The organism is Pseudomonas sp., assembly GCF_033723075.1.
Classification (GTDB): domain Bacteria; phylum Pseudomonadota; class Gammaproteobacteria; order Pseudomonadales; family Pseudomonadaceae; genus Aquipseudomonas.
The window spans coordinates 93,538-118,251 of sequence record NZ_JAWVXU010000001.1 but is presented as its reverse complement, the minus strand read 5'-3'; the positions used below and the strand labels follow the sequence as shown (position 1 = coordinate 118,251).

Genomic DNA, 24,714 nt, shown 5'->3' with positions numbered 1-24,714 from the left:
TCTTTATTGTGGCGGCCCGCCAAAAAGCTTGAGTAATCAATATGTTGGAAAATAGCCTAAGTCAGTTGGAACAGCTGGTCAGTGACCTTGTGCAGGCGAACAAGGCGCTGCAGAGCGCAAACGCGCAATTGAGCAACGAGCTGGCGCAGATCAAGGATGAAAACGAGACCCTGCAGTTGAGTGCGATCGAGCAGGAAGAGCTGCACAGCGCCACTGTCACGCGGATCCAGGCCCTGGTCGAACTGGCTACCGGCAGCAGCACTGTCAAGGCGAGCCCGGCTAACGTATGAGTGGTGACGGTGCAGCGATCAAGGTCATTTCAATCCTGGGCAGCGACTACAGCATCAAGGTGCCTGTCGGCAAAGAAGCGGAACTGAGCGCGTCTGTGCTGCTGCTCAAGCGCCTGCTGGCGGAGACCAAGGCCCAATCGTCGACCCTGATCGGCGAGCGCCTGCTGGTGCTTACGGCGCTGAAGCTGTGTGCCCAGCAGGTCGAGCTGGAGCAGCGCCATCAGCAGGACATCGTGCGTATCGAGGACGCGGTCAGCGCCAGAGTCGCGGATATCGCCGGTTTGATCCGCGAGGGGTGAGCCGGTGCGAGTCGGCCGGCGCTGACTCGGGCCGCCGCGGTCACAGCCGCCACAGTGGATGTTCGCCCATGACCGTCGTCGCCCAGTCGGCGAAGGCGCGCACACGCGCCGAAAGGTGGCGTGAGTAGGGGTAGACCAGGCTCATTGGCATGCTTGCCGGGGTCCAACCGGGCAGGACTTCGCGCAGGGTGCCGGCGGTCAGTTGCGCCTGGGCCTCGGCCAGCGGCACCGCCACCAGGCCGAGCCCGGCTTCGGCGGCGGCGATATAGGCGCCGCCGCTGTTGAAGCGCATTGCCGGCGCCTGTTCGATGGCGAAGGTATCCTCGCCCCGCTGCAGGACGACGCGGTACTGCCGGCCGCTGGCGGGGAAGACGAAGGCCAGGAAGCGGTGCCGGGCCAGGTCGGCGGGCGATTTCAGCGGCGGCGCGGCGTCCAGGTAGGCGGGCGCGGCGCAGAGGCTGAAACGCATCTGGCCGATGGGCCGGCAGACCAGGTCGGGCGTGCTGATCGGGCCGCCACGGATGGCGCAGTCGACCCCTTCCTGCACCAGGTCGACCACCCGCTCGCTGCAGCCGATGTCCAGCTCGATCTCCGGGTGGCGGGCGACGAAGCCGGGCAGGGCGGGAATCAGCAGGAAGCGGCCGACCGGCGAGGGCATCTCCACCCGTACCCGTCCGCGCGCCACGCTGCGACTGCGCGACATGCTGGCTTCCAGTTCGTCGAGCTCGTCGAGCAGGCTGCGCGCACGCTCGTAGTAGGCGGCGCCGTCGGTGGTCGGCGCCACCCGGCGGGTGGTGCGGTGCAGCAGCTTCACCCCCAGTTGGTTTTCCAGCGCCTGCAGCTGGCCGGAGACCGTGGTCTTCGGCATCGCCAGGGCGTCGGCGGCGCGGGTGAAGCTGCCCAGTTCGACGATGCGGCAGAAGGCGCGCATCGCATCGAGTCGGTCGAAGGCCATGATTGTCCGGGTTCCCGTTCAATGTTTCCTGGTTTTGCCAATTTATCCGGAAAACTCTGAGCAATACAGTGGCTCCAACGCCCCGGCCTCAGTCGCGGCAATCCAGCGGAGAACCACCATGAATACCCAACGCATTTACTATCGCGCGGTCGCCCCGCACACCTTCAAGGCCATGCTCGGCCTGGAGCAGGCCCTCGGCGAGACGCTGCTCGAGCACTCACTGCACGACCTGGTGAAGATTCGCGCCTCGCAGTTGAACGGCTGCGCCTATTGCGTCGACCTGCACAGCGCAGAGGCGCTCAAGGCCGGCGAGACCACGCGGCGCATCTTCGCCTTGCCGACCTGGGAGGAGACGCCGTTCTTCAGCGCCCGCGAGCGCGCCGCCCTGGCCTGGACCGAGACCCTGACCCTGGTGGCCGAGCGGCATGCGCCTGACGAGCTCTATAAAGAGGTCGCCGAGCACTTTAGCGAGCGCGAACTGGCCGAACTGACCTTTGCCATCGCCACCATCAACGCGTGGAACCGCCTGGGCGTCGGTTTCGCCCTGCAGCCGGAGTGACGGTCATGACCACGTCAGTTGGGTGGATCAGCGCCGCGCTGCTCCTGCTCGCCAGCGGCGCCGCGCTGGCTCATGGCGGCGCCGGCGAGGAGGACGTCAGGCCGCTGGCCGAGGTGCACTTGCCCGCCACGCCGGCTGCGCAGGCCACGGCGTTGCGTGTCGACTTCGCCCCCGGCGCCACGTCGCGGCCGCACAGTCATCCCGGCCCGGTATTCGTGGTGGTGGTCGAGGGGGCAGTCGAGTCCGCGCTGGACGGCGGCGTGGTGCAGCGCTTCACCGCCGGCGACACCTGGTACGAGGCACCCGGCCAGCTGCACCGCATCATCCGCAACGCCAGCCAGACTGCACCGGCTACGCTGGTGGCCTGGCTGCTGTCGGACGGCCAGGCGCCGCTGGTGCAGCCGTCGGCCGCGGGGTCGCCGTAGAGGCCTGCAAGCAGGTGCCCCGGGTAGCCGCCTGCTCGGGGCAGACCAGCCAGGCACCGTTACATCACGTCTGTTAAGGGCTACGTGGGAGACATGCCATGAGGGTCGAGACCATCGTAAGTCAGGTTGTTATCCAGGCGTTGCCGCCGCGCCTCGTAAGCCTTGCTGACGTAGGAGCGGGGGACGCCTAGTTCCATGCCCGCGAAGCGCATCGCGGGCATGGCCCGCTCCTACGGGTACCTACAAGCCGATAGACGCAATTGCCCCAAGTTTGCTGCGCGACAGCGAGGCGTCTGGACGACGGGGATCTCTTATCAAACAGAAAATAACTCATTGTTTTATATGTATAAATTTAATCTGCACAAAGACCTGTAGGTGCGTGGGGACGCCTAGTTCCATGCCCGCGAAACACATCGCGGGCATGGCCCGTTCCTACAGGTACCTACAAGCTGGTAGGCACAATTGCCCCAAGTTTTCTGCGCGACAGCGCGGCGTCGCAGACGGCGAACGAACTCCTACTAAATGCCCGAGAACCGTAGCCCGGAGGCAATACTGGAGCGATCTTCGGCCATTTCACCAAATCCCCCGGATTTCATCCAGGCTACAAAAGCCCGGCGGGTCCAACCCAGCGAGAGCGAAAGCGGAGGGCCGGATTGCATTCGGTCCACGGAGGTACGCAGGACGTGGGCCCTAGCTGTTTGCGGTTTTCCCAGTCGGGACGGTTTCTCTGGTCGGCTCCTGGGTTTGCCAGGCCCAGAAGAACACCAGCAGTCCGGCAACGGCAGTGGCGGCACCGATGTAGCCGGTTGATGTCCAGCCGAAGCCGGCACTGATCGCCAGGCCACCGAGCCAGGGACCGAGCGCGTTGGCGATGTTGAAGGCGGCATGGTTGGAGGCGGCGGCCAGGGTTTGCGCATCCTGGGCGACGTCCATCAGGTGGGTCTGCAGGGCGGGCGACAAGGCGACCATGGTGCCGACGGCGAATACCGCCGGGAACATGCTCCAGACCGACTGGGCCGCCAGCGGGAAGATCAGTAGCACGCAGGCGCTCCACAGCAGCAGCCAGGCGACTGCCTTGAAACGCAGTTTGTCGAACAGCCAGCCGCCGAACATATTGCCGAGGATGCCGCCCAGGCCGAACGCCGCGAGGGCGAAGGGTATCCAGCTTTGCGGCACCCTGGTTACGTCCATCAGCGTCGGCGCCATGTAGCTGAACACGCAGAACATGCCGGCGAAGCCGATCGAGCTGATGGCCAGTGCCAGCCACACGGGCGCGCGGTTGAACGCACGCAGTTCGCGCATCGGGTAGTTGCGCGGCTGCTGTTTATCCAGCGGCAGGAAGATCGCCAGCATCGCTACGGTGAGCAGGGCGATGACCCCGACCATGACGAAGGCGTAGCGCCAGCTCAGCCATTGACCGAGCCAGGTGGCGACCGGGTTGCCGATCAGGATGGCTACGGTCAGGCCCATCAGCACTCGGCTGACCGCCTTGGCGCGTTTGTGCGGCGGTGCCATGGACGCCGCCACCAGCATTGCCACGCCAAAGTAGGCCCCGTGCGGCAGTCCGGCGAAGAAGCGATACAGCATCAGGGTCTGGTAATCGGCAGCCAGGGCGCTGGCGAAGTTGCCGGCGGCGAACACTGCCATCAGCAGCAATAACAGGTGGCGGCGATACAGGTGCGAACCGAGGATCGCCAGCAGCGGCGCGCCAACCACCACGCCAAGGGCATAGGTGCTGATCACGTTGCCGACCTGCGGCTCGCTGATGCCCAGGTCCTGGGCGACGTTGGGCATCAGGCCCATGATCGCGAACTCGCCGGTGCCGATGGCGAAACCGCCCAGCGCCAGGGCCAGCTCGATCAGCAGGATCGCGCGGGCAGACAGGCGTGGCGGGGCGGTCGTGGTGTGTTCGGTCATGCTGTTCTCTCAGGCAGTGTCGGGTGCTTTCCGGCTCAGTGACCCAGCCAGTTCGCTGCAATGGTTCGAGGATTAAAGCTTCGGCGGGTCAGCGGTAGCGCGCGAGGATCTGCTCGAACTCGCCCGCCTGCCTCATCTGCACCAGGGCGCGCAGCAACGGCATGGTCGGCACGTCCGGTTCGTCGCGCACGATACAGGCGACCAGGTCGGCGGCAACTTCCTGCAGCGGCTGAAGTTTATCCCCGGCCGGCAACTGGCGGTTGAACCACTGCAGCGTCAGTTCGTTGCTGATGGCGTAGTCGTAGCGCTTGGCCTCGAGCTTGGCCAGCGCCAGTTCCTGGGTACGGGCGTCGTCGCGCTGCAGTTGGCCGTTGGCGAACAAGGGGTCGAGTCTGGGGTAGGCGAAACCCAGCACGGTGCCGATCGTCTCGCCCTGCATCCGGCTCAGTTGCACCTGCTGCTGGCTGCGGCCGACCAGCAGGTCGCGCTGGACCATGAACGGCACGCTCCAGATGTATTGATGGTGCGACTCGCGCAGCCAGGCCGGGTTGATGTAGCAGCGCACGTCGATTTCACCGCGCACCAGCATCTGTTGAATGCGCAGGCGCGGGCGTACCAGCATTTCGGCACGGCGCCCGACTTTCTCCGCTAGCCGTTGTTGCAGGTCATAGAGGACGCCGGCGGTGGCCTGGCCGTTTTCGATGTGGATCATCGGCATGGCCCAGCTTTCGCTGACGGAAAAGCGCAACGGCCGTTCTTCGGCGGTGGTGCCGAGGCTCAACAGGATCAGGGCAAGCGACATACAGCGCATCAAGGTACCAGGGCGGGGCATTCGGGTTGCGCCAGGCGACTTGTGGCCTGCCTGGCGGTGGTGGGATGAAACGGTCTGCTAGTTCATTGTTTCGCTGACTCCGGCTCGTAGGGTGTGCGGGGCCGCCTAGGCCGTGCGCACCAGGCACCCGGTTGTCAGTGGTGCGCAGGGCGCACCCTGCGCAGGCCTTCTAGCGGGTCATCGGCAAGGCTGCCCCCATCAGTGCAAAAAGTCCGCCACAGCAGCGATTGAAGCCTTTGCCGCTGCGCTCCAGCCAGGGACGGATGCGGTGGGCGGCGCGGGCCAGCAGGTATTCGACGACGCCCTCGACCAGGGCAAAGGTCAGCGCCATCACGGCGAATTGCAGCCAGAGGCTGCGCTGCGGATCGAGGAACTGGGGCAGGAAGGCACCGAAGAACAGGATCACCTTGGGGTTGGACAGGGCAGAAAGCAGGCCTTGGCGGAACAATACCGGGCCGGGTTTTGCGGCGGCCGGGGCGACTGCCGCCAGGTGCAGCGCCGGGGCTCGCCAGAGCTGGATGCCGAGCCAGATCAGGTAGGCACCACCGAGCCATTTGAGCAGGATCAGGGCGTCGGTCGAGGCTTTCAGCAGGGCGCCGATGCCGAACATCGACAGGGCCATCAGTACGGCAAAACCGCAGACGCCCCCCGCTATCGTCCACTGCGTGCGGCGATGCCCATAAAGCGCGCCGTGGGTCAGGGCCAGCAGGCCGTTGGGTCCTGGCGTCAGCGCCAGGCCGATAACGGCGGTCAGGTAGAGCAGCCAGGTGTGCAGGGCCATGCTGGGGTATCCGTCGCAGGTGGTTGTGCTATGGCCGCTATGGGGTGCGCGAGGGCAGGGCCAGGCCCCCATCTTTTCCCTGTCGGGTGTGCCGGTCAAGCTGTGTCTGCCGGTTGTGGCGGCGAGCGGGGTCTGGATTATCGTCTGCTGGGCCGGCAGGCTACCCTTGCCCGGGCAGCTGCGCCGATAACCGACAGGCCGCCAGTCAAGCGCTTGTTTGAGGTGCGGGCGAAACTGTTTTGGCTGTGGCACACTCTGCGGCTTGGAATGGGGTGTGCCTTTGCCAGGCGCGAGCACCCCGCCGGCTCCCAGATTTCATGCCGATGGCCGCCCGCCAGCGGCTGCCTGGATAATTGGCCGCCCCGTGCGGCGAGAGAACGAGAGGATTGACCGTGCACAAAGCCGTGATCAGTGGTACCGGCCTGTATACCCCAGCCAACAGTATTTCCAACGACGAGCTGGTGGAATCCTTCAATGCTTATGTGCAGCAGTTCAATGCCGCCAACGCCGCGGCTATCGGCCGTGGCGAAGTCGAGGCGCTGATCGAGTCGAGTAGCGCCTTTATCGAGCGGGCATCGGGGATCAAGAGCCGCTTCGTAATCGACAAGGACGGCATCCTCGATCCGCAGCGCATGGTGCCGCGCATCCCCGAACGCTCCAACGAGCAGTGGGGCATTCTCTGCGAGATGGCCGTCGCCGCCGCCCAGGAGGCGCTGGCCCGTGCGGGCAAGACCGCAGCGGATATCGATGGGGTGATAGTCGCCTGCTCGAATCTGCAGCGCGCCTACCCGGCAGTGGCCATCGAGGTGCAGGCAGCACTGGGCATCCAGGGCTTCGGTTACGACATGAACGTGGCCTGTTCCTCGGCCACCTTCGGTCTACAGGCGGCGACCAACGCCGTACAGCTCGGCCAGGCGCGGGCGATCCTGATGGTCAACCCGGAGATCTGCACCGGCCACCTGAACTTTCGCGACCGCGACAGCCACTTCATCTTCGGCGATGCCTGCACCGCGGTGATCGTCGAGCGCGCCGACCTGGCGACTTCCGCGCAGCAGTTCGACATCGTCAGCAGCAAGCTGATCACCCAGTTCAGCAACAACATCCGCAACAACTTCGGCTTCCTCAACCGCGCGGCGGAAGAGGGTATAGGCGCGCCGGACAAACTGTTCGTCCAGGAAGGCCGCAAGGTGTTCAAGGAAGTCTGCCCGATGGTCGCCGAGCTGATCGCCGGGCACCTGGCGGAGAACCAGCTCAACGTCAGCGACGTCAAACGCTTCTGGCTGCACCAGGCCAACCTCAACATGAACCTGCTGATCGCGCGCAAGCTGCTCGGCCGCGATGCCGAGCCGGGCGAGGCGCCGGTGATCCTCGACAGCTACGCCAACACCAGTTCGGCCGGTTCGGTGATCGCCCTGCACAAGCACCAGGACGACCTGCCGAGTGGCGCGCTGGGCGTGCTCAGCTCCTTCGGCGCCGGTTACTCGATCGGCAGCGTGATTCTGCGTAAGCGTTGATGGACTACCCATCTGATCGCGCACTGCTCGCCCGCCTGCTGGCCGGCGAGGAGAAGGCCTTCCGCGAACTGGTCGCCACCTATCAGGGGGCGATGCGTGCGGTGGCTTTCGCCATTGTCGGCAGCCGCAATGCCGACGAAGTGGTGCAGGACACCTGGCTGGCGGTGGTGCGCAACCTGGAGGGGTTTCAGGGGCGTTCCAGTCTCAAGACCTGGTTGCTGACCATCACCGCCAACACCGCCAAGACCCGACTCAAGCACAACCGCCGCGAGGTGTTGCTGGACGACCTGCCGGGGCCGCACGGAACCATCGGCGACGAGCGTTTTGCCGAGGATGGCCACTGGCTGCTGGCGCCTCACGCCTGGCATCAGGACACCCCGGAAGCCCTGCTGACCGAAGCCGAGTTGCGCGAGTGCCTGGAGAAAACCCTGGGCAGCCTGTCCGAGTTGCAAGGCAGCGTGCTGCAGTTGCGTGAGCGCGAGGGCCTGGAGTTGGACGAGATCTGTAATCTTTTGCAGGTCTCGCTCTCCAATGTCCGGGTGTTGTTGCACAGGGCGCGCCTGAAGGTGTTCGCCACCCTGGAGCATTTCGAGGAGACCGGGCAATGCTGAGCTGTAAGGAGTTGGTGGCACATTCCAGTGACTGGTTGGATGGCCAGCTGAGCTTGCGTCAGCGCTTGGCCGTGCGTGCCCATCTGGCCATGTGTTTCCGTTGTCGGCGTTTCATCAAGCAGATGCGCCTGACCAAGGCCGTGCTGCACAGGCTGCCACACGGGCAGATCGCCGAACTTGACGCCCTCGCCGCCAAACTGGCCGAGCAGCGTCGCCTGCAGCGTTGAGCGACTGTGAAAAACGCCGTTGCGGCATTGCGCTATGTGAAAGCCGGCGTCATTTAGTTCACTAAAATTTCCCGCTTTTCACGTGGCACGCCTTGCCGCAAACACCTGGAGACTGTCTCACTATGGTGTTCGATATTTTCACAACCTCTGCCGGAGTCGCCCGGGCGCTCGCCGCTTTCCCTGACCTGCCATCGAGTTGTTGCAGCGTCCGGCACGGCGGGTGCCTGCGCCTATGCTTAGCGGACCCATCAATACCTCGACTCGGGAGGACGTGATGCCATCGATCACCAGTCATGACGCCTGGTTCGCCGGTCTCAAGGCGCTCGGACAGGACAACTTTCCCAAGCGCTGCTGCAACTGCGGCCGGGTGTTCGAAAACGCCGCCGATTTCTTCCAGCAGACCCAGGCGATCCGCCCCGAGATCACTGGTCTGAAGGCGGTCTACGACGAGGATGACGGGCCGTTGGTCGAGGTCTTTCGCAACTGTGTGTGCGGTTCCACCCTGCTGGTGAACTGCGTGTCGCGGCGCGACGATTCGACGGCCGGGCACAGCCGACGTCGGCTGTTCGACGATCTGCTCGGTTATCTGGTGCGCCATGGCATCGAGCGGGCGCGGGCACGGCGTGAGCTGCTGCTGGTGGCGTCCGGCGAGCGCAGCGAAGTGCTGGAAATCTGGTACGGCCAGATCGCTGCGCGGGGCGCCAAGCCCTAGGGCCGAGCGGCTATGCAACGACTCTCGCCTAGCGCGGTCGCCCGGGCAACCCTACTACCCGAGGGATCATCTGATCTGAAGCAGACCGCGATCTGTAGGGTGTCGCTCGCCGCAGGCAGTGCACCAATTGTTGATCGGCGCGGCGCGGCGCCAAGCTGCCGTGCTGTCGCTGCGCTCCGAGCCGGGCCCTCCCACACAAGCAACCCGCTCCGCAGCGACGCACCCTCGATGCGCGGGGAAACCCATTACTGCTTATAGATATTCGAAGTAAAAAAGTTCCGTTGTCATCAAAACTTTATATATCAGCAACTGGGCTGAAATAACCCGCCGCCAAGATTCCCCCAGCACAAACGAGCGCGATCGCTCGGGTGTTTTCAGCACTTTAAAGTCCATTAGGGGAATCTTCGATGATCCGTAAGCACTTCGCCGGTTTCGCAGCCAGCGCCCTGGCTCTGGCCGTTTCCGCCCAGGCTTTCGCCGGTACCGTTAGCACCGACGGCGCCGATATCGTGATCAACACCAAGAGCGGCCTGGAAGTCTCCACGGTCGACAAAGAGTTCAGCTTCAAGCTGGGCGGCAAGTTGCAGTGGGACGCGACCAACTTCGACGGTCTGCGCGCCGCCAACGAAGACACGCCGTTCGACGACACCTTCAACAGCTTCATCCGCCGCGGTGAAATCTCCATCGAAGGTACTGCCTACAAGAACTGGGGCTACGGTTTCCGCCTGAGCCACAACGCCGACGACGGCACCGACTTCGACCGCGCCTTCATCACTTACGGCGGCCTGGATTTCGTCGATGTGACCATCGGTAAGTACGGCGTCGACTACGGCCTGGAAAACACCACCAGCTCGTCCTGGATCACCGGTATCGAGCGTCCGTTCATGTACGACTTCCTGAACGGCGACGAAGATACCGACTTCGGCGTGAACGTCATGCACACCGGGTCCAACTACGGCCTGATGGCCCAGGTTGCCACCTACGGCAACAAGAGCGACAACGACGAGGCCTTCGGCTACACCCTGCGCGCCAACTTCGCGCCCTACCTGGATGGCACCGACGTGATTCACCTGGGCGCCAACTACCACTCCAACAACCCGGATGACGACCGTGCCCGCGTTCGCACCCGCATGGGCCTGCGCAGCGATGGCGACGAGCGTGTGGAGTTCACCGATACCCGCGTAGCCGACAGCGACACCGAGTGGGTGCTGGAAGCTGGTGCTCAGTTCGGCGGCCTGCGTGCCCAGGCTGAGTACTTCCAGCGCAAGGTTGAAGGCGAAACCCTGGTCGGCGACAACGCCGATGTGGACGTCGATGGCTACTACGCCCAGGTCGGTTACATGTTCAACGGCGTGCGCGGCTACAAGGCCGGCGCAGGCAAGTGGGACAAGCCGACTGAAGCCGGTGCGGTGGAGGTGTTCGCTCGCTATGAAAACAGCACCATCGATGGCGACGCCGCCTCCGTGGTTGGCGACATGATCGGTGGCGTGATGCCGGCCAATGTCAGCGACGAGTTCGAAGCCAAGGCCATGGTGGTCGGCGTCAACTACTTCCCGACCAAGGCCGTGCGCATGAGCCTGAACTACGTCGACTACGAAGTGGACAACATCGACACCAGCGCGCAGATCGACGGTGAGAACGTGCAGGACGACGGCAAAGCCATCGTCGGCCGCCTGCAATACGTGTTCTAAGTAAGCGCACCACGCATACAACGCTGCTCCCCCTCAAGCCCCGCCTCGTGCGGGGCTTTTTTTCGTCAGGACAACAGGCCAGACTGCGGCCATGCCTATATCGACCCTGTCTGCGTTGAACGAGTTGGATGCCTCGAGCTGGGATGCCTTGCGCATCAATCAGCAGCCTTTTCTGTGCCACGCCTTTCTCTCGGCGCTGGAAGACAGCGGCAGCGTGGGCGGTCGCAGCGGCTGGCGGGCGGCGCATCGCGTGCTGCAGGACGGCCAGGGGCGGGTGCTGGCGGCCATGCCGGCCTATCTAAAAAGCCATTCCTACGGCGAGTACGTGTTCGACCACGGCTGGGCCGATGCCTGTCACCGGGCGGGCATCGACTATTACCCCAAGCTGCTCGGCGCCATTCCGTTCTCGCCGGTGAGCGGGCAGCGTTTGCTCGGCGATCCGCTCGCCGCCGGGCAATTGCTCGATGAACTGAGCGCCAGCCTGACCGGGCAGGGCTTGTCCAGCCTGCATATCAACTTCACCAGCCCGGCCGATGATGCGCTGCTGCAGGGGCGTGACGGCTGGCTGGAGCGCCTCGGCTGCCAATACCACTGGCACAACCGCGGCTACCGGGATTTCCAGGATTTTCTCGATGCCCTCAGCTCGCGCAAGCGCAAGCAGATGCGCAAGGAGCGCGAGCAGGTGGCGGGGCAGGGCATCGAGTTTGACTGGCGCGAGGGCCATCAGCTCAGCGAGGCCGAGTGGGATTTCGTCTACCTGTGTTACGCCAATACCTACCACATACGCGGCCAGTCGCCCTATCTGAGCCGGACCTTCTTCAGCCTGCTGGCCGAACGCATGCCGCAGATGATTCGCGTGGTCTTGGCCCGTCAGGGCGGCAGGCCGGTGGCCATGGCGTTCAGTCTGACCGGTGGCGATAGTTTGTATGGCCGCTATTGGGGTTGCCTGGCGGAGTTCGACCGCCTGCACTTCGAAACCTGTTTCTACCAGGGCATGGACTATGCAATCGCCCAGGGCCTGCAGCGTTTCGATGCCGGCGCCCAGGGCGAGCACAAACTTATCCGCGGCTTCGAGCCGGTGATCACTCGCTCCTGGCACTACCTCTGCCACCCGGGCCTGCGCGCGGCGGTGGCAGATTTTCTCCAGGACGAGCGCCAGGGAGTGCAGGGCTACGCCGAGGACGCGCGCGGGTTGTTGCCATATCGGCAGGGCTGAGGTTTTTTCGCGGGCATGGAACTGGGCGTCCCCCCCGCTCCTACATGATGGTTACCGCAATCACCCGTAGGAGCGGGCCATGCCCGCGAAGCGATGTCGGAGACGCTAACCATCGCGGAGTATTATCAAAGTTTTCGCGGGCATGGGGCTAGGCGTCCCCCTCGCTCCTACATGGCTACACATCACCCCTAGGAGCGGACCGTGCCCGCGAAGCGAGGTTGGATACACCAACCATCGCTGAGGCTTGTCAAAGCCAGATGGCATTCCAGAACGGATAATCCCCAATCCGCTTGACCAAACCCGCCCGCAGCGGATTGGCCACGATGTAACGGGCGATGGCTTGCAGGTCGTCTTCTTCGCGTAAGGCATGATCATGAAAGGCTTTCGACCAGAGCGGGCCCGTTCGATTCAGGGCCCTGTTGGTATGGCGGGAACTGGCGGATTTGAGTCGGCCTATCACCTCGCCGAGGCTGTCCTTGTCGCCAAGCTGCAATAGCCAGTGAGCGTGATCGGGCATCAGCACCCAAGCCAGCATCTGGCTCTCCCTGAGCAAGGTGGCGTCCTCGAAACAGCGCGCGGCCGAGCAGGCGGCTGGAAAGTGGGTGAACAGCGGTTCGCGGTGTTCGCTGGTGGCAGTGATCAGATAAGCCGTATTACCCAGAGATACCCGGCCTTTGCGCAAAGCTGCGTGGCCCGGTTTTTTGTGGCTGTAATGCTCGTCCATAAGCGTTCTCCTTGGGAATTTCGCGGGCATGGCCCGCTCCTACGTGGTGGCGGCACGTGCTGCTTTTGTAGGAGCGGTGGGGACGCCTAGTTCCATGGCCGCGATCGGCGTTTCACTCCACTCCGACAAAACCGCCGGTCTGGTGCTGCCAGAGGCGGGCGTAGAGGCCGCCGTGTTCGATCAACTGGCGGTGGCTGCCGGTTTCAACGATGCGGCCCTGGTCGATCACCACCAGGCGGTCCATGCGCGCGATGGTCGACAGGCGGTGGGCGATGGCGATCACCGTCTTGCCCTGCATCAGGGTATCCAGGCTTTCCTGGATCGCTGCTTCGACCTCGGAATCCAGTGCCGAGGTGGCTTCGTCGAGCACCAGGATCGGCGCGTCCTTGAGCAGCACCCGGGCGATGGCGATGCGCTGGCGCTGGCCGCCGGAGAGCTTGACCCCGCGCTCGCCGACCCGGGCGTCGAAGCCGCGGCCGCCCTGGCCGTCGTCAAGCAGCGGGATAAAGGCGTCGGCGCGGGCCTTGCGTACCGCCTCCAGCAGCTCTGCATCGCTGGCGTCGGGCTTGCCATAGCGCAGGTTGTCGCGGATCGAACGGTGCAGCAGCGAGCAGTCCTGGGTGACCACGCCGATCTGCGCGCGCAGGCTCTCCTGGGTCACTTCGGCGATGTCCTGGCCGTCGATCAGGATGCGTCCATCCTGCAGGTCGTAGAGGCGCAGGAGCAGGCTGACCAGGGTCGACTTGCCGGCACCGGACGGGCCGACCAGGCCGATCTTCTCGCCCGGACGCACGTGCAGGTCGAGGCCGGGGATCACCCCGCCGGGCTTGCCGTAGTGGAAGTGGATGTGCTCGAAGTGCACCGCGCCACGGCTGACGTGCAGCGGCTTGGCCTCAGGCCGGTCGCACACCTGGCGCGGCTGGACGATGGTGCGCATGCCGTCTTGCACGGTGCCGATGTTCTCGAAGATGCCGTTGACCACCCACATGATCCACTCGGCCATGCCGTTGATGCGGATCACCAGGCCGACGGCCAGGGCGATGGCGCCGCTGCTGATCAGCTCCTGGCTCCACAGCCACAGGGCCAGCGCCGCGGTGGCGGCGATCAGCAGGCCGTTGAGGCAGGTCACGCTGAAGTCCAGGGCGGTGACGGTACGGGTCTGCAGGCGCACCTTGTCGAGCAGTTCCTGCATCGCCTCGCGGGCGTAGCTTTCTTCCTCGCGGGTGTGGGCGAACAGCTTGAGGGTGGTGACGTTGCTGTAGCCGTCGACCACCCGGCCCATGAGTTTCGAGCGCGCCGCCGAGGCGTTGGCCGAGCGGTCCTTGATCCGCGGCACGAAGTACCACAGCAGCAGGCAGTAGCCGGTCAGCCACAGGCTCAGCGGCAGCATCAGGCGCAGGTCGGCCGCGGCGAACAGGTACAGCGCGCTGCCGGCGTAGACCAGCACATGCCAGAGCGCGTCGACCACCTGCATGGCCGAGTCGCGCAGCGCCGGGCCTGTCTGCATGATGCGCTGGGCGATGCGCCCGGCGAAGTCGTTCTGGAAGAAGCCCAGGCTCTGCTGGAGCACGTAACGGTGGCTCTGCCAGCGGATCAAGTTGGTCAGGCTCGGCGAGATCGCCTGGTTGGCCAGCAGGTCGTGCAGGCCGAACACCAGCGGGCGGATCAGCAGCACCACCAGCAGCATCCACAGCAGTTCGCCCTGGTAGCGGCTGAAGAACTCGACGCTCGGCGTGGCCTGGGCCATGTCGATCAGGCGGCCGAGGAAGCTGAACAGCGCCACCTCGATCAGCGCGGCGAAGAAACCGATCACCAGCAAGGCGATCATCAGAGGCCAGACCTGGCGCAGGTAATGGGCATAGAACGGCAGGATGCCCGCCGGCGGCTCGACGTCCGGGCTGGCTTTGAATACGTCGATCAGGGCTTCGAAGCGGCGAAACAGCATGTCAGGCATCCTGCCTTGGTGGTAGTAGGAGTACCGATTCTATCCCTTAACCCGCAGGCGCTCGACTGCCGGGTAATGCCGCAGGGTGAAGACTCCCCTGGGGCGCAGACGTTTGCTGTCGATCATCGGCAGGGGCTTTGGCCCAGGCGGTCAGGTTTGGCTGCCGAGCCTGCAAGCCCTCTATTATTGGCCGCTCCGGCACTCCTGCGCCTGACACCTGTCCATAAAGGTGAGGGGGCGGCTCAGCCCGCCTGGCCCGAGTTCGGGCGACCACTCACTTGTAACGGAGAACTTACATGCGTATTTCACATATTTCATTTTTGCTACCCGCATTTTTCGCCCTGACGTTGATGGGGTGCGACGACGAACCGGCCCAGCCAAGCACGCCGACGCCACCACCACCGATGGAGCAGCAGGCTCCCGTGCCGGCGGAGCCCATGCCAGCCGAGCCTATGCCAAGCGAGCCTATGCCGGCAGAGCCTGCCGAGGATGACTACCAGCAGTAAGCTGCGTGGGGTGCATGGCCGGTTCCCTGGCTTGAGGTAGGGGAGCCGGTGCCACAGGCTACAAGTCGGGGCCGCCCTAGGATCTGGAGCAAGCCGCAATCCGTAGGGGCTACTCGCCGCCGGCAGTGCAGCATGGATGATCGGCGCGACACAGAGTTCGCGCGTTGTCGCTGCGCACTATAACGATCCGGTCACGTGCTGACCGCTACTCGTTTGGCGCCAAATTAAGTGCTGCGCCTTGCATAGTCCGAGGTTTCTTCTAGCGTGAACCCTGTGCAGGGAGCATCCACAGGCAGGAGCCAGCTCAGCCCGCCATCCCCTCAGCGTCAATACCTGCATCGCACCCGCATGCCACCGACAGGCCACGAGCCTGGATAGGCCAGGCATATGGCCCTGGGTCAGCGGGTGATGGGCGTGTTCACTGTATGGAGATAGTGAAGATGATAGGACTGCGTATGCCCAGCCGAGCTTGGCCGATACTCTTGTCGCTGTTGCTGGCGGTGCCTCTGCTTGTCACCCAGCCTGCCCATGCCGACGCCTCTGCCTGTAATGCCAGCGCGAGCTGGATTTCCAACCCCAGCCCGCCGGGCGAGGTGCCGGAGGGGGCCAGTGCTGACTTCTGCGACTTCTACCAGTTCAGCTGGCAATGGTTCCTCGATCTGGTGAGCCCGGCTGCAGCCGACCCGAGCCAGCGAAATTTTCAGGTCGCCGCCAATTACCCGTTGTTACAAGCGGATGGCGTGGACTCCTGCGCCGCCAACGCGCCGCTGCAGGCGGTGTTCGTGCGAGTCGAGAAAGCCAAAGGGGCGAATGGCCCTTTCGTTGTGCCTGAGCGCACCGGCCAGGCGGGCGGCGGCGACACCATCTATGACCAGAATGGCAGCGTGGTCTTTTATGACATCCGCTTCAGCCGCAACCTGTGCAACGTCGGGCAGATCCAGGCCGCGCCGAACTTCCCGGCCGGCACCACCGAACTGAAGTCCGCCTGGCGGATCATCGGCGAGGCGGAGAAACCCGATTACTTTTGGATGGAGGCCGATATCGACGGTGTGCCGGGCAACGAACTGCTGGGCATGATCGGTTTCCATATGGTCATCGCCACCGCGTTGCATCCCGAGTTCATCTGGGCCACCTTCGAGCATCGCAGTAACGTGCCGGAATGCAGCGAGCCGGTGCCTGCGCCTGCGACGGGCTGGTCCTTCACCAGTGCTACCTGTGCCGCGCAACTGCCCGATGTCAACGGCACCTGCAGTTTCAATAGCGCCCAGCCGAGTTCGAGCCTGACCGGCACCCCGACGGAGATCTGTCGGGTCAACCACGATGGCAGTAATCCGGCGGATCACGAGGGGGCGAGCAACATCGCCATCATCGACGGGCTGAATACCCAGATCCAGGGCTTCCTGGCCGCGCTGCCGAGCGACAACCCGATGGCCGTGTGGCAGAACTACATGAATGTCGGAGCACTCTGGGAAAACGACATCAGCCAGCCCTCATCGACCATCGCCAACCAGCGCGGCTCGATGCGCCTGGCCAACGCGGTGATGGAAACCACCTTCCAGAACGTCGACCTCAATTCCTCGTTCGTCTCCAACTGTTTCGGCTGCCACAACTACGAGGTCGCCGAGAGCAATACCCTGCCTGCGGCCGGGCTCAGCCATATTTTCGATGACATCATGCAGGGGCAGTGCAAGGCTACGGACGTGCAGGCCGGGCCGATCTGGAGCAACAACGAGGCGCAGGAGAAATGTGCACAGACCTGCAAGGACAAGGGCGGTTGGAACGGCAACTGGACCACCACGGTGCCGGGGGAAATGTCCGTGTGCGGGTGTTGTAGCGGCTGACAGGTGTGTCCGGAAGGGCAGTCGACTCCGGGTTGCGCTACGCAGCCCAATCCACGTTCGGCTAGCCTTGCGGTTGATTGGGTCGAGCGCGCGAGCGGCGTCGTTCGACTCATTCGCTGGTTCGGGATGAGCCCCTGCAGGAGCCAGCTTGCTGGCGATCATCGGCGGCGGCTGGCTGCAGCGCCGAAATGCCGGACCGCAGCAAGCTGGCCCCTACGCATGGGCCGCCAGCGAGCAAATGACTATTGCGCGTTGGCGCCAGTCCGCGATTACAGACGCTTGGCTTCGAGAATCAGCACCGGCTCGCGCGGTACGTTCTGGTGGCCGCCACGATTGCTGGTCGGTACCTGGGCGATCTTGTCGACCACCTCCATGCCGCGCAGCACCTTGCCGAATACCGCGTAACCGAAGTCGCGCGAACTGTGGTCGAGGAAGGCGTTGTCCTTGTGGTTGATGAAGAACTGGCTGGTGGCGGAGTCGCGCACCTGGGTTCGCGCCATGGCCAGGGTGCCGCGCACATTGTGCAGACCGTTGTCGGCTTCGTTCTTGATCGCTGCTTGCGTCTGCTTCTGTTGCATGTCGGCATCGAAGCCGCCGCCTTGCACCATGAATCCCGGAATCACCCGGTGAAACTGCGTGCCGGCGTAATAGCCGCTGTCCACGTAGGCGAGGAAGTTTTCCACGCTGACCGGGGCTTTTTCCGCATTCAGCTCGATTTCGATTTCACCGAGGCTGGTGGTCAGCAGCACTTTCGGGTTCTCCGCAGCCAGCAGGCTGCTGGCAAAGAGTATGGAACAGGCGGCGAGGGCGAGTGTCTTCAGCATGCTTGTTGATCCTTGTTGAGGGCAGTGGGGGCAGTCTGTTCGACTTCGGCGAGGAAGGCCAGCAGGCTGCTGTTGAAGCGTTGTGGTTGATCCAGTGGTGTGGCGTGACGCGAATCTTCGATCACCAGCAGGCGCGCATTGGGCATTTCCTTGACGTAGGCCTCTTTCTGCGCGATTGGGGTGTAGTCGCGATCGGCGGCGATCACCAGGGTCGGACAGGTGATGCGCGCCAGGCGTTCGCGTACACCCCAGCCGATGATGGCGTCGAGACTGGCCAGGTAGGCGCGCTTGTCGTTGAGCGGCCAGCGCTCCTCGATCTTGCGCCGCAGCTCGGCTTGCTCGGGCTTGGGGAACAGCAACTTGCCCAGTGCCTTGGCAATGGTATCGAGGCTGAGCAGGCGCGACAGGCTCCAGCGTTTGGCGATTTCCAGGAAGTCGCGCGGGCTTTTCGCCTTCACTTCGGGGCCGCTGTTGACGATGCACAGACTCTTTAGCAGTTCGGGGTGGTCGACGCCCAGTTGAAAACCGATCATGCCGCCCATGGAGATGCCAACCAGATGCACCCTGTCGAGCCCCAGGTGCTCGATCAATGCGCGCACATCTTCGGCAAAACCGGCGATGCTGTAGCGTTCGCGCGGCTTGTCCGAGCGGCCGTGACCGCGTATGTCGATGGCGATCACCCGGTAGTGCGCCGCCAGCTCGGGGATCTGATATTCCCAGTCGCGGGTGCTTGAGCCCAGGCCGTGTACCAGCAGCACCGGCGCGCCCTTGCCGTACTCCTCGTAGTGCAACTGGCAACCGTCGTTATCGTAGTAGGACATGGATGATTCCTGTCAGCTGGTTGGTTGGGGGGCGGCGAAGGGCGCATTGAGTGGTGCCGCGTCGAAGTTCTTGATCAGGTCTACGAGAATCTGGCTGGCCGGCCCCAGGGTCTTGTCCTTGTGGCTGTAAAGGGTAAAGCGTGGGTGGCTGCTGCCGCCCTGTTCCAGCTTCAGGGGTTTGAGGATGCCTTCACTCAACTCCCGCTCGATCAGGTGGCGCGGCAGCCAGGCGAAGCCGAGACCGCTGCTGACGAAATTGGCGGCGGTCGACAGGCTGCTGACCGTCCAGCGTTGCTCGGCACCCAGCCAGCCGACGTCGCGCGGTTTACTGCGCCCTGAGTCGCGGATCACCACCTGCAACTGGTTCTGCAAATCCTCGAAGGTCAGCTTGCGTTGCATCTTGTGCAGTTGGTGGTCGGGGTGGGCAACCGCCACGAATTCCACTTCGCTGAGCTCATGGCCCAGATAGCCGACCATGGACAGGCTGCTGATGGCCAGGTCGGCGGTGCCTTCCAGCAGCACTTCCTCGACGCCCGACAGCACTTCCTCGCGCAGGCGCACGCGGCAACCACGACTCTGCGGGATGAAGGCGGCCAGCGCCCTGATCAGCCGGGCCGTCGGGTAGGCGGCGTCAACCACCAGGCGTACTTCGGCTTCCCAGCCCTGATCCATGTTGTAGGCCAGGTCTTCCAGCTGGCTGGCCTGCTTGACCAGTTGCCGCGAGCGGCGCAACAGCACGTCGCCAGCCTCGGTGAGCACGGCTTTGCGCCCGTCGATGCGCAGCAACGGCACGCCGAGCTGTTCCTGCATCCGCGCAATGGTGTAGCTGACCGAGGATTGCGAACGGTGCAGCACCTCGGCGGCTTGGGCAAAGCCACCCTGATCGACTACGGCCTGCAACGTACGCCATTGATCGAGGGTCACGCGTGGCGCTTTCATTAATCCTCTCCTATTCACGCGAGTGGTTGGGTGCAAGCTGAGGCGAACTCGCTCTAAACTGGCAGTCCCTTGTTGGAGACTGCCGCATGAAAAAAATTTGCTGTGCCCTGATCGCCTGGTTACCACTGGCCGCTTTCGCTTATCCGTTCGAGGTGGAAAAACAGCTCAACGGTGCCGAAGTGTCGGTCACGACCCAGGAAATCGATCACAACATGGGCGCCTTGCTGCTCTACAACTACGGTGAGACCGAGGCCGAGTGCAGCGGGGTGTTCCGCAACGGCCCCGAGGCGCCGCGTACCCGCAAAGTATTGTTGGCGCCGGGGCAGAGCAGCAACCTGACGATAAAATTCGCCCGCAGCATCATCAAGCTACGCGTGAAGTTGACCTGTGGCCTGAAGGGCTGAGAAAAAATAGCTTGCCTGCTGCGACCGTCGCCGGGCGGCTGCAACTGCGTTGCGCTACGCAAACGGAGCGCAGCGGAGTAACAGCCGCAGGCTGGCCCGCAGGGCGAGCGAAGCGAGTAAAAACTTCGGTCATTTGGCTCGGCCATTTGGCCTGGCAGACTCCCTCGTTTTCACGTAGCGCGCCTTGTTTCGCTCGCCCGACGTCGCCCTCGCGACGGCCTTCTATATTTTCCCAGCCTCTGAAATAACCGCCGCCGTCATGAACATTAGCGATCCTAGTGCGAGGTATTTCATAAATCAATTTTATCGATAGGTAGAAGCGGTTATTTGCGCTTTTTAATCGATAGTTGTGCCTCTATTCTTGGTTCCATCGACGTTAGCCAACCCCTATCGATGGAGCAACAGCATGTCCAAAGTTCTGGTAATCGAAAGCAGCGCCCGCCAACAAGGTTCGGTTTCTCGTCAGCTCACCGAGCAATTCATTGCCCAGTGGCAAGCCGCTCACCCAGCCGATCAAATCCAGGTTCGCGACCTGGCGGTCGAGCAGGTACCGCATCTGGACGCCAATCTGCTCGGTGGCTGGATGACCCCGGCCGATCAGCAGAACGACGCGGAGCAGGCTGCGTTGGCCCTGTCCAACAAGCTCACCGATGAAGTACTGGCTGCCGATGTGCTGGTGCTGGCCGCGCCCATGTACAACTTCGCCATCCCCAGCACTCTGAAAGCCTGGCTGGATCATGTGCTGCGTGCCGGCGTCACCTTCAAGTACACCGAAACCGGGCCACAAGGCCTGCTCACGGGCAAGCGTGCCTTCGTCCTGACCGCCCGTGGCGGTATCTACGCCGGTGGCAGCCTGGATCATCAGGAACCCTATCTGCGTCAGGCGCTGGCCTTTATCGGTATTCACGACGTCAATTTCATCCATGCCGAAGGCCTCAACCTGGGTGGCGAGTTCATGGAGAAAGGTCTGGCCGAGGCCAGGGCGCAGTTGGCGCAAGTGGCCTAAAGTTCAAGTAACAGGCAACTCCCTTGGCGTCCCTTTGCTCCTGGGGCGCATATACCCGGTCGATCGCTTTGGCGGTTGGCCGGTTTTTTTTGTGCGGGTTGTGCGGCGTTGTCCGACTCCTCGCGACAGGCTAAGGTCACCGGCTTACTGTTCGGTAACGCCGCCCGCTTACCCACCAGCGCCAGCCAATGGTGGGTCTTGGCCGGGCTCGGTATGGTGGCGTCCGGGCTTGGTCTTTACTGGCGGAACAAGGGCGCGAGCCTGGTCGATGGCGGTACCCTGGCGGTGAGTAACAACGCTTTGGTGTCGGCGGGTCTGTTGGTCAATCTGTTGCTGTGTAACCGCGATGCCGATCTGTGGCGCTTGAGCCTGGGTGAGGCGGTGATTGCGAGTTCCCTGCTGTTGCCCCGGGTCGGCAGCTACTGCTGGCGAAGGAGATGCGATGAAGCTGTCCGGGCGTGGCGTGTCCCTATCGATTGGCGCCTCTATGCTGTTTGCCCTGATTCCCGGTTATGTGCAGCAACTGGCACCGCTGGACGGTGTGCAGGTGTTCGCCCAACGGGTGCTCTGGTCGATTCCGGCGGTGTTGCTGCTGGTCGCCGTGGCCCGGCAATGGACGGTGCTGGCCGTGGCCCTCGGCCGTCTACGGCATGAGCCGCTATTGCTGGCGGCCTTGCCGCTCTCGGCCGCATTGATTGGCGTGCAGTGGGCCCTGTTCGTCTGGGCGCCGCTGGCCGGGCGCATGCTGGATGTGTCGCTGGGTTATTTTTTGCTGCCCCTGGCGATGGTGCTGGCCGGGCGGGTGTTCTACGGCGAGCGCCTGCGCCCGTTGCAGCAGTTGGCGGTGTTCTGTGCATTGCTCGGTGTGCTGCATGAACTCTGGCGCCTGCAGGCGTTTTCCTGGGTCACCCTGGTTACCGCGCTGGGTTACCCCCCGTACTTCATGTTGCGCCGCTGGATGCGCCTGGATGCCCTGTCCGGATTTATCCTGGAAATGCTGGTGCTGGCGCCCTTGGCGGTGTGGCTGATCGTTGCCCAGGGGCCGGCGGATCTGTTCATCCAGGCGCCGCAGCTGTGGTGGCTGTTGCCGGGGCTGGGTCTGCTCGGCGCCCTGGCGTTTGCCGCGATGATGGCGTCCAGCCGGCTGTTGCCGCTGGGGCTGTTCGGCATTCTCAGCTATGTCGAGCCGGTGCTGTTGTTTCTGGTGGCGCTGGTGTTTCTCGGCGAAAGCTTCAATGCCCAGCAGTGGCTGACCTATCTGCCGATCTGGCTGGCGGTGCTGCTGGTCGGCTGGGACAGCGCGCGGCTGCTGTTCAAGCAGCGACGTACCTGATCAGGCAAAGGCGCTTTCGTTTTGCTGCAAACGGTAGTGCAAGCGCACCACGCCATTGGCGAAGCTGTGTTGTTCATCCAGTTTCAGGCCGTGCTCCATGCCAGCGGCAAACAGCGGGATGCCCGCACCCAGCAGGTGCGGCATGACGCTGACCACCAGTTCGTCGAGCAGGCCCGCGGCATAGCAGGTTCCCGCCAGGGAGCCACCACCGACCAGCCAGATGCGCCGGCAGCCAGCGCCGGCCAGCTCGTTGATGGCTTCGGCCGGGATGCTGTGGCGTAGCTGCACGTCGGGCGCGGCCCTAGGCAGATCGACGCGGGTCAGCACGCTGCAGGGTTTGCCCGGATAGGGCCAGTCGCCGCCTTGGGCCAGCAGGGCTTCATAGGTGGCGCGGCCCATCAGCAGGCCATCGATGCTTTCGTAGAAGCGCCTGTAGCCGTGGTCTTCGCCGGCTTGTTCGAGGGTTTCGAACCAGTCGACCCGTCCATCCGGGCGTGCGATATAACCGTCCAGGCTGGCGGCGACGAAGTAGATCAGTGAGGGTTTCATCGTGGCGACCGTGTTTTCCCATGCCTTCGTTGGAGCGACGCGGGTCTGGCAAGTTCGGGCGCCCCTGCAATATTCTCGTCCGGAGCCGTAGAGGGCATCTGCAGCCGGTCTCGCTACTGCGCTCGATATGTTCACAACCTCTGAGCAAATGCCCCGGCGACGATCGCCAGCAGCACCAGGTCGGTGCCTATCCGTTCCCACTCGCAGCCGGGAGCGGGCAGAGGAATGTGCGCCTGGATCGGCGATTCCCAGTCTGTATTGAGCGTGGTGACCAGGCGCTGTTCTGCTACCGTTCGCCGCGCGGTTTGTTTCACTGTGCAAAGAAACTCGGCCGCAACGCCGGAAAGCGTTACGCTATGCGGCTGATTTTTTGTTTTTCGTCGAGGTTGCCCCGTGTTTGCCCAATTCGCCCTGCATGAACGTCTGCTCAAAGCCGTGGCTGCGCTGAACTTTACCGAGCCCACCCCGGTGCAGCTGGCGGCTATTCCGCTGGCGCTGCAAGGGAAAGACTTGCGGGTAGTCGCGCAGACTGGCAGCGGCAAGACGGCGGCCTTCGTCCTGCCGATGCTCAATCGCCTGCTCGGCGATGGTGCTTCCTCGCCGCGCATGAGTGTGCGCGCGATGATCATGCTGCCCACCCGTGAGCTGGCCCAGCAAACCCTCAAGGAAGTCGAGCGCTTCGCCCAGTTCACCTTCCTCAAGGCCGGTTTGATTACCGGTGGCGAGGATTTCAAGATGCAGGCCGCGATGCTGCGCCGGGTCGACATCCTGATCGGCACCCCGGGTCGTCTGATCGAACACGCCAACGCCGGCAACCTGCTGCTCGATGAAGTGGAAGTGCTGGTGCTCGACGAAGCCGACCGCATGCTCGACATGGGCTTTGCCGAAGACGTGCAGCGTCTGAGCGAGCTGTGCAATGCCGAGCGCCAGACCCTGCTGTTCTCCGCGACCAGCGGCGGTGCGGGCCTGCGCGAGATCGTCGCCAAGGTACTCAAGGAACCAGAGCACCTGCAGCTCAACCGCGTCAGCCAGCTCAACGAAGGCACGCGCCAGCAGATCATCACCGCCGACCACAACCATCATAAAGAGCGTCTGGTCGAGTGGTTGCTGAAAAACGAGACCTACGACAAAGCGATCATCTTCACCAATACCCGGGTTCAGGCTGACCGCCTGTATGGCAAGTTGGTCGCTCATGACTTCAAAACCTTCGTTTTGCACGGCGAGAAGGATCAGAAAGACCGCAAGCTGGCCATCGACCGTCTCAAGCAGGGCGCAGTGAAAATCCTGGTGGCCACCGATGTGGCCGCGCGTGGTCTGGATGTCGACGGTCTGGATCTGGTGATCAACTTCGACATGCCGCGTTCGGGTGACGAGTACGTGCACCGCATCGGCCGTACTGGTCGCGCCGGTGCCGACGGCCTGGCAATTTCGCTGATCTGCCACAACGACTGGAGCCTGATGTCGAGCATCGAACGCTACCTCAAGCAGCGTTTCGAGCGGCGCAATATCAAGGACATGAAAGGCATCTACCAGGGGCCGAAGAACCTCAAGGCATCCGGCAAGGCGGTGGGGCCGAAGAAGAAAAAGGTCGACCCCAAGACCGGCAAGAAGCTGGCCGCGAAGAAGCCGGCCGCCAAGGCTCCGAGCAAGCGCAATACCATCAACAGACCCAAGGCCGCAGCGCCGGAGTTGGTCAGCCAGGATGGCTTGGCACCGCTCAAGCGGCGTACGCCGGCGGCAGAGTAAACCCGTAGCCCGGATGTAATCCGGGCTACGGTCTGCGGTGGGTTGAA

At 63.6% G+C, this 24,714-nt stretch carries 25 protein-coding genes; 15 read left to right on the top strand and 10 right to left on the bottom strand.

Translation table 11 applies throughout. The features are described from left to right. Positions 1-41: 41 nt before the first annotated feature. Both R3355_RS00600 and R3355_RS00595 read left to right on the top strand, forming a co-directional pair. Complete coding sequence (locus R3355_RS00600; RefSeq protein WP_318959613.1) at positions 42-290, top strand: hypothetical protein; 249 nt, start codon at positions 42-44, stop codon at positions 288-290. Beyond that, a complete protein-coding gene (locus R3355_RS00595; RefSeq protein ID WP_318959612.1) occupies positions 287-589 on the top strand; it encodes a cell division protein ZapA in 303 nt (100 codons plus the stop codon). The genes R3355_RS00600 and R3355_RS00595 overlap by 4 nt, the downstream gene beginning before the upstream one ends. A 40-nt stretch (positions 590-629) precedes the next feature. On the opposite strand, the gene R3355_RS00590 is transcribed toward R3355_RS00595, so the two are convergent. Next, positions 630-1,544: a LysR family transcriptional regulator gene (locus R3355_RS00590; RefSeq protein WP_318959611.1), complete on the bottom strand. Its 915-nt coding sequence runs from the start codon at positions 1,542-1,544 to the stop codon at positions 630-632. Between the two features lie 118 nt (positions 1,545-1,662). Here R3355_RS00590 and R3355_RS00585 point away from each other — a divergent pair, with 118 nt between their 5' ends. Further along, positions 1,663-2,103, top strand: coding sequence for a carboxymuconolactone decarboxylase family protein (locus tag R3355_RS00585; protein ID WP_318959610.1), 441 nt, complete (start codon positions 1,663-1,665; stop codon positions 2,101-2,103). A gap of 5 nt (positions 2,104-2,108) precedes the next feature. Further along, entirely contained in the window at positions 2,109-2,528 is a 420-nt protein-coding gene (locus tag R3355_RS00580) for a cupin domain-containing protein (protein ID WP_318959609.1), read from the top strand. A 690-nt stretch (positions 2,529-3,218) separates the two neighbouring features. Here the strand turns inward: R3355_RS00580 and R3355_RS00575 are convergent. The 3 genes from R3355_RS00575 to R3355_RS00565 form a co-directional block, all read right to left on the bottom strand. Continuing rightward, the gene (locus R3355_RS00575; RefSeq protein ID WP_318946687.1) at positions 3,219-4,445 is read right to left on the bottom strand and encodes an MFS transporter; all 1,227 of its coding nucleotides are present in this window, start codon (positions 4,443-4,445) and stop codon (positions 3,219-3,221) included. 88 nt (positions 4,446-4,533) lie between these two features. Further along, on the bottom strand, positions 4,534-5,247 hold the full coding sequence (locus R3355_RS00570) for a transporter substrate-binding domain-containing protein (protein ID WP_318959608.1): 714 nt from the start codon (positions 5,245-5,247) through the stop codon (positions 4,534-4,536). Between the two features lie 199 nt (positions 5,248-5,446). Then, positions 5,447-6,058: a LysE family translocator gene (locus tag R3355_RS00565; RefSeq protein ID WP_318946685.1), complete on the bottom strand. Its 612-nt coding sequence runs from the start codon at positions 6,056-6,058 to the stop codon at positions 5,447-5,449. A 392-nt stretch (positions 6,059-6,450) separates the two neighbouring features. On the opposite strand from R3355_RS00565, the gene R3355_RS00560 reads away from it, so the two are divergent. From R3355_RS00560 to R3355_RS00535, 6 genes are all read left to right on the top strand, one after another. Further along, a complete protein-coding gene (locus R3355_RS00560; protein ID WP_318959607.1) occupies positions 6,451-7,572 on the top strand; it encodes a beta-ketoacyl-ACP synthase III in 1,122 nt (373 codons plus the stop codon). Continuing rightward, complete coding sequence (locus R3355_RS00555; protein WP_318959606.1) at positions 7,572-8,183, top strand: RNA polymerase sigma factor; 612 nt, start codon at positions 7,572-7,574, stop codon at positions 8,181-8,183. Before R3355_RS00560 ends, R3355_RS00555 begins: the two co-directional genes overlap by 1 nt. Next, complete coding sequence (locus R3355_RS00550; protein WP_318946682.1) at positions 8,177-8,410, top strand: anti-sigma factor family protein; 234 nt, start codon at positions 8,177-8,179, stop codon at positions 8,408-8,410. The genes R3355_RS00555 and R3355_RS00550 overlap by 7 nt, the downstream gene beginning before the upstream one ends. 274 nt (positions 8,411-8,684) lie before the next feature. Further along, positions 8,685-9,122 carry a hypothetical protein gene (locus R3355_RS00545; RefSeq protein WP_318959605.1) on the top strand — a complete coding sequence of 146 codons (438 nt, stop codon included), beginning with the start codon at positions 8,685-8,687 and terminating at the stop codon, positions 9,120-9,122. Between the two features lie 407 nt (positions 9,123-9,529). Beyond that, positions 9,530-10,813 carry an OprO/OprP family phosphate-selective porin gene (locus tag R3355_RS00540; protein ID WP_318959604.1) on the top strand — a complete coding sequence of 428 codons (1,284 nt, stop codon included), beginning with the start codon at positions 9,530-9,532 and terminating at the stop codon, positions 10,811-10,813. Positions 10,814-10,904: 91 nt separating this feature from the next. After that, positions 10,905-12,029 carry a GNAT family N-acetyltransferase gene (locus R3355_RS00535; protein WP_318959603.1) on the top strand — a complete coding sequence of 375 codons (1,125 nt, stop codon included), beginning with the start codon at positions 10,905-10,907 and terminating at the stop codon, positions 12,027-12,029. Between the two features lie 247 nt (positions 12,030-12,276). On the opposite strand, the gene R3355_RS00530 is transcribed toward R3355_RS00535, so the two are convergent. Together R3355_RS00530 and R3355_RS00525 are read right to left on the bottom strand one after the other, a co-directional pair. Beyond that, positions 12,277-12,753: an REP-associated tyrosine transposase gene (locus R3355_RS00530; protein ID WP_318959602.1), complete on the bottom strand. Its 477-nt coding sequence runs from the start codon at positions 12,751-12,753 to the stop codon at positions 12,277-12,279. A gap of 112 nt (positions 12,754-12,865) precedes the next feature. Beyond that, a complete protein-coding gene (locus R3355_RS00525; protein ID WP_318959601.1) occupies positions 12,866-14,698 on the bottom strand; it encodes an ABC transporter ATP-binding protein in 1,833 nt (610 codons plus the stop codon). Between the two features lie 961 nt (positions 14,699-15,659). Here R3355_RS00525 and R3355_RS00520 point away from each other — a divergent pair. Then, entirely contained in the window at positions 15,660-17,045 is a 1,386-nt protein-coding gene (locus R3355_RS00520; protein WP_318959600.1) for a mannan-binding lectin, read from the top strand. 269 nt (positions 17,046-17,314) lie between these two features. Here the strand turns inward: R3355_RS00520 and R3355_RS00515 are convergent, their stop codons facing one another. The 3 genes from R3355_RS00515 to R3355_RS00505 are packed head-to-tail and all read right to left on the bottom strand — an operon-like array spanning position 17,315 to position 19,629. Then, complete coding sequence (locus tag R3355_RS00515; protein ID WP_318946675.1) at positions 17,315-17,869, bottom strand: peptidylprolyl isomerase; 555 nt, start codon at positions 17,867-17,869, stop codon at positions 17,315-17,317. Further along, complete coding sequence (locus R3355_RS00510; RefSeq protein ID WP_318959599.1) at positions 17,863-18,690, bottom strand: alpha/beta hydrolase; 828 nt, start codon at positions 18,688-18,690, stop codon at positions 17,863-17,865. Before R3355_RS00510 ends, R3355_RS00515 begins: the two co-directional genes overlap by 7 nt. A gap of 12 nt (positions 18,691-18,702) precedes the next feature. Continuing rightward, positions 18,703-19,629 carry a LysR family transcriptional regulator gene (locus tag R3355_RS00505; RefSeq protein WP_318946673.1) on the bottom strand — a complete coding sequence of 309 codons (927 nt, stop codon included), beginning with the start codon at positions 19,627-19,629 and terminating at the stop codon, positions 18,703-18,705. Positions 19,630-19,715: 86 nt separating this feature from the next. Here R3355_RS00505 and R3355_RS00500 point away from each other — a divergent pair, with 86 nt between their 5' ends. The 3 genes from R3355_RS00500 to rarD all read left to right on the top strand — a co-directional run bounded on the left by R3355_RS00500 (position 19,716) and on the right by rarD (position 22,372). Continuing rightward, a complete protein-coding gene (locus tag R3355_RS00500; protein ID WP_318946672.1) occupies positions 19,716-20,033 on the top strand; it encodes a 3-phosphoglycerate kinase in 318 nt (105 codons plus the stop codon). Positions 20,034-20,439: 406 nt separating this feature from the next. Further along, positions 20,440-21,039: an FMN-dependent NADH-azoreductase gene (locus R3355_RS00495; RefSeq protein ID WP_318959598.1), complete on the top strand. Its 600-nt coding sequence runs from the start codon at positions 20,440-20,442 to the stop codon at positions 21,037-21,039. A 442-nt stretch (positions 21,040-21,481) separates the two neighbouring features. Beyond that, entirely contained in the window at positions 21,482-22,372 is an 891-nt protein-coding gene (gene rarD / locus R3355_RS00485) for an EamA family transporter RarD (RefSeq protein ID WP_318946670.1), read from the top strand. Here the strand turns inward: rarD and R3355_RS00480 are convergent, their stop codons facing one another. Further along, on the bottom strand, positions 22,373-22,921 hold the full coding sequence (locus R3355_RS00480; RefSeq protein WP_318959597.1) for a dihydrofolate reductase family protein: 549 nt from the start codon (positions 22,919-22,921) through the stop codon (positions 22,373-22,375). A 393-nt stretch (positions 22,922-23,314) separates the two neighbouring features. Here R3355_RS00480 and R3355_RS00475 point away from each other — a divergent pair, with 393 nt between their 5' ends. Beyond that, on the top strand, positions 23,315-24,667 hold the full coding sequence (locus R3355_RS00475) for a DEAD/DEAH box helicase (RefSeq protein ID WP_318946668.1): 1,353 nt from the start codon (positions 23,315-23,317) through the stop codon (positions 24,665-24,667). Positions 24,668-24,714 lie beyond the last annotated feature (47 nt).

Coding starts and splice junctions, on each gene's coding strand:
- R3355_RS00600 (WP_318959613.1), top strand. CDS start 42: ATGTTGGAAAATAGCCTAAGTCAGTTGGAACAGCTGGTCAGTGACCTT.
- R3355_RS00595 (WP_318959612.1), top strand. CDS start 287: ATGAGTGGTGACGGTGCAGCGATCAAGGTCATTTCAATCCTGGGCAGC.
- R3355_RS00590 (WP_318959611.1), bottom strand. CDS start 1,544: ATGGCCTTCGACCGACTCGATGCGATGCGCGCCTTCTGCCGCATCGTC.
- R3355_RS00585 (WP_318959610.1), top strand. CDS start 1,663: ATGAATACCCAACGCATTTACTATCGCGCGGTCGCCCCGCACACCTTC.
- R3355_RS00580 (WP_318959609.1), top strand. CDS start 2,109: ATGACCACGTCAGTTGGGTGGATCAGCGCCGCGCTGCTCCTGCTCGCC.
- R3355_RS00575 (WP_318946687.1), bottom strand. CDS start 4,445: ATGACCGAACACACCACGACCGCCCCGCCACGCCTGTCTGCCCGCGCG.
- R3355_RS00570 (WP_318959608.1), bottom strand. CDS start 5,247: ATGTCGCTTGCCCTGATCCTGTTGAGCCTCGGCACCACCGCCGAAGAA.
- R3355_RS00565 (WP_318946685.1), bottom strand. CDS start 6,058: ATGGCCCTGCACACCTGGCTGCTCTACCTGACCGCCGTTATCGGCCTG.
- R3355_RS00555 (WP_318959606.1), top strand. CDS start 7,572: ATGGACTACCCATCTGATCGCGCACTGCTCGCCCGCCTGCTGGCCGGC.
- R3355_RS00550 (WP_318946682.1), top strand. CDS start 8,177: ATGCTGAGCTGTAAGGAGTTGGTGGCACATTCCAGTGACTGGTTGGAT.
- R3355_RS00545 (WP_318959605.1), top strand. CDS start 8,685: ATGCCATCGATCACCAGTCATGACGCCTGGTTCGCCGGTCTCAAGGCG.
- R3355_RS00540 (WP_318959604.1), top strand. CDS start 9,530: ATGATCCGTAAGCACTTCGCCGGTTTCGCAGCCAGCGCCCTGGCTCTG.
- R3355_RS00535 (WP_318959603.1), top strand. CDS start 10,905: ATGCCTATATCGACCCTGTCTGCGTTGAACGAGTTGGATGCCTCGAGC.
- R3355_RS00530 (WP_318959602.1), bottom strand. CDS start 12,753: ATGGACGAGCATTACAGCCACAAAAAACCGGGCCACGCAGCTTTGCGC.
- R3355_RS00525 (WP_318959601.1), bottom strand. CDS start 14,698: ATGCTGTTTCGCCGCTTCGAAGCCCTGATCGACGTATTCAAAGCCAGC.
- R3355_RS00520 (WP_318959600.1), top strand. CDS start 15,660: ATGCCCAGCCGAGCTTGGCCGATACTCTTGTCGCTGTTGCTGGCGGTG.
- R3355_RS00515 (WP_318946675.1), bottom strand. CDS start 17,869: ATGCTGAAGACACTCGCCCTCGCCGCCTGTTCCATACTCTTTGCCAGC.
- R3355_RS00510 (WP_318959599.1), bottom strand. CDS start 18,690: ATGTCCTACTACGATAACGACGGTTGCCAGTTGCACTACGAGGAGTAC.
- R3355_RS00505 (WP_318946673.1), bottom strand. CDS start 19,629: ATGAAAGCGCCACGCGTGACCCTCGATCAATGGCGTACGTTGCAGGCC.
- R3355_RS00500 (WP_318946672.1), top strand. CDS start 19,716: ATGAAAAAAATTTGCTGTGCCCTGATCGCCTGGTTACCACTGGCCGCT.
- R3355_RS00495 (WP_318959598.1), top strand. CDS start 20,440: ATGTCCAAAGTTCTGGTAATCGAAAGCAGCGCCCGCCAACAAGGTTCG.
- rarD (WP_318946670.1), top strand. CDS start 21,482: ATGAAGCTGTCCGGGCGTGGCGTGTCCCTATCGATTGGCGCCTCTATG.
- R3355_RS00480 (WP_318959597.1), bottom strand. CDS start 22,921: ATGAAACCCTCACTGATCTACTTCGTCGCCGCCAGCCTGGACGGTTAT.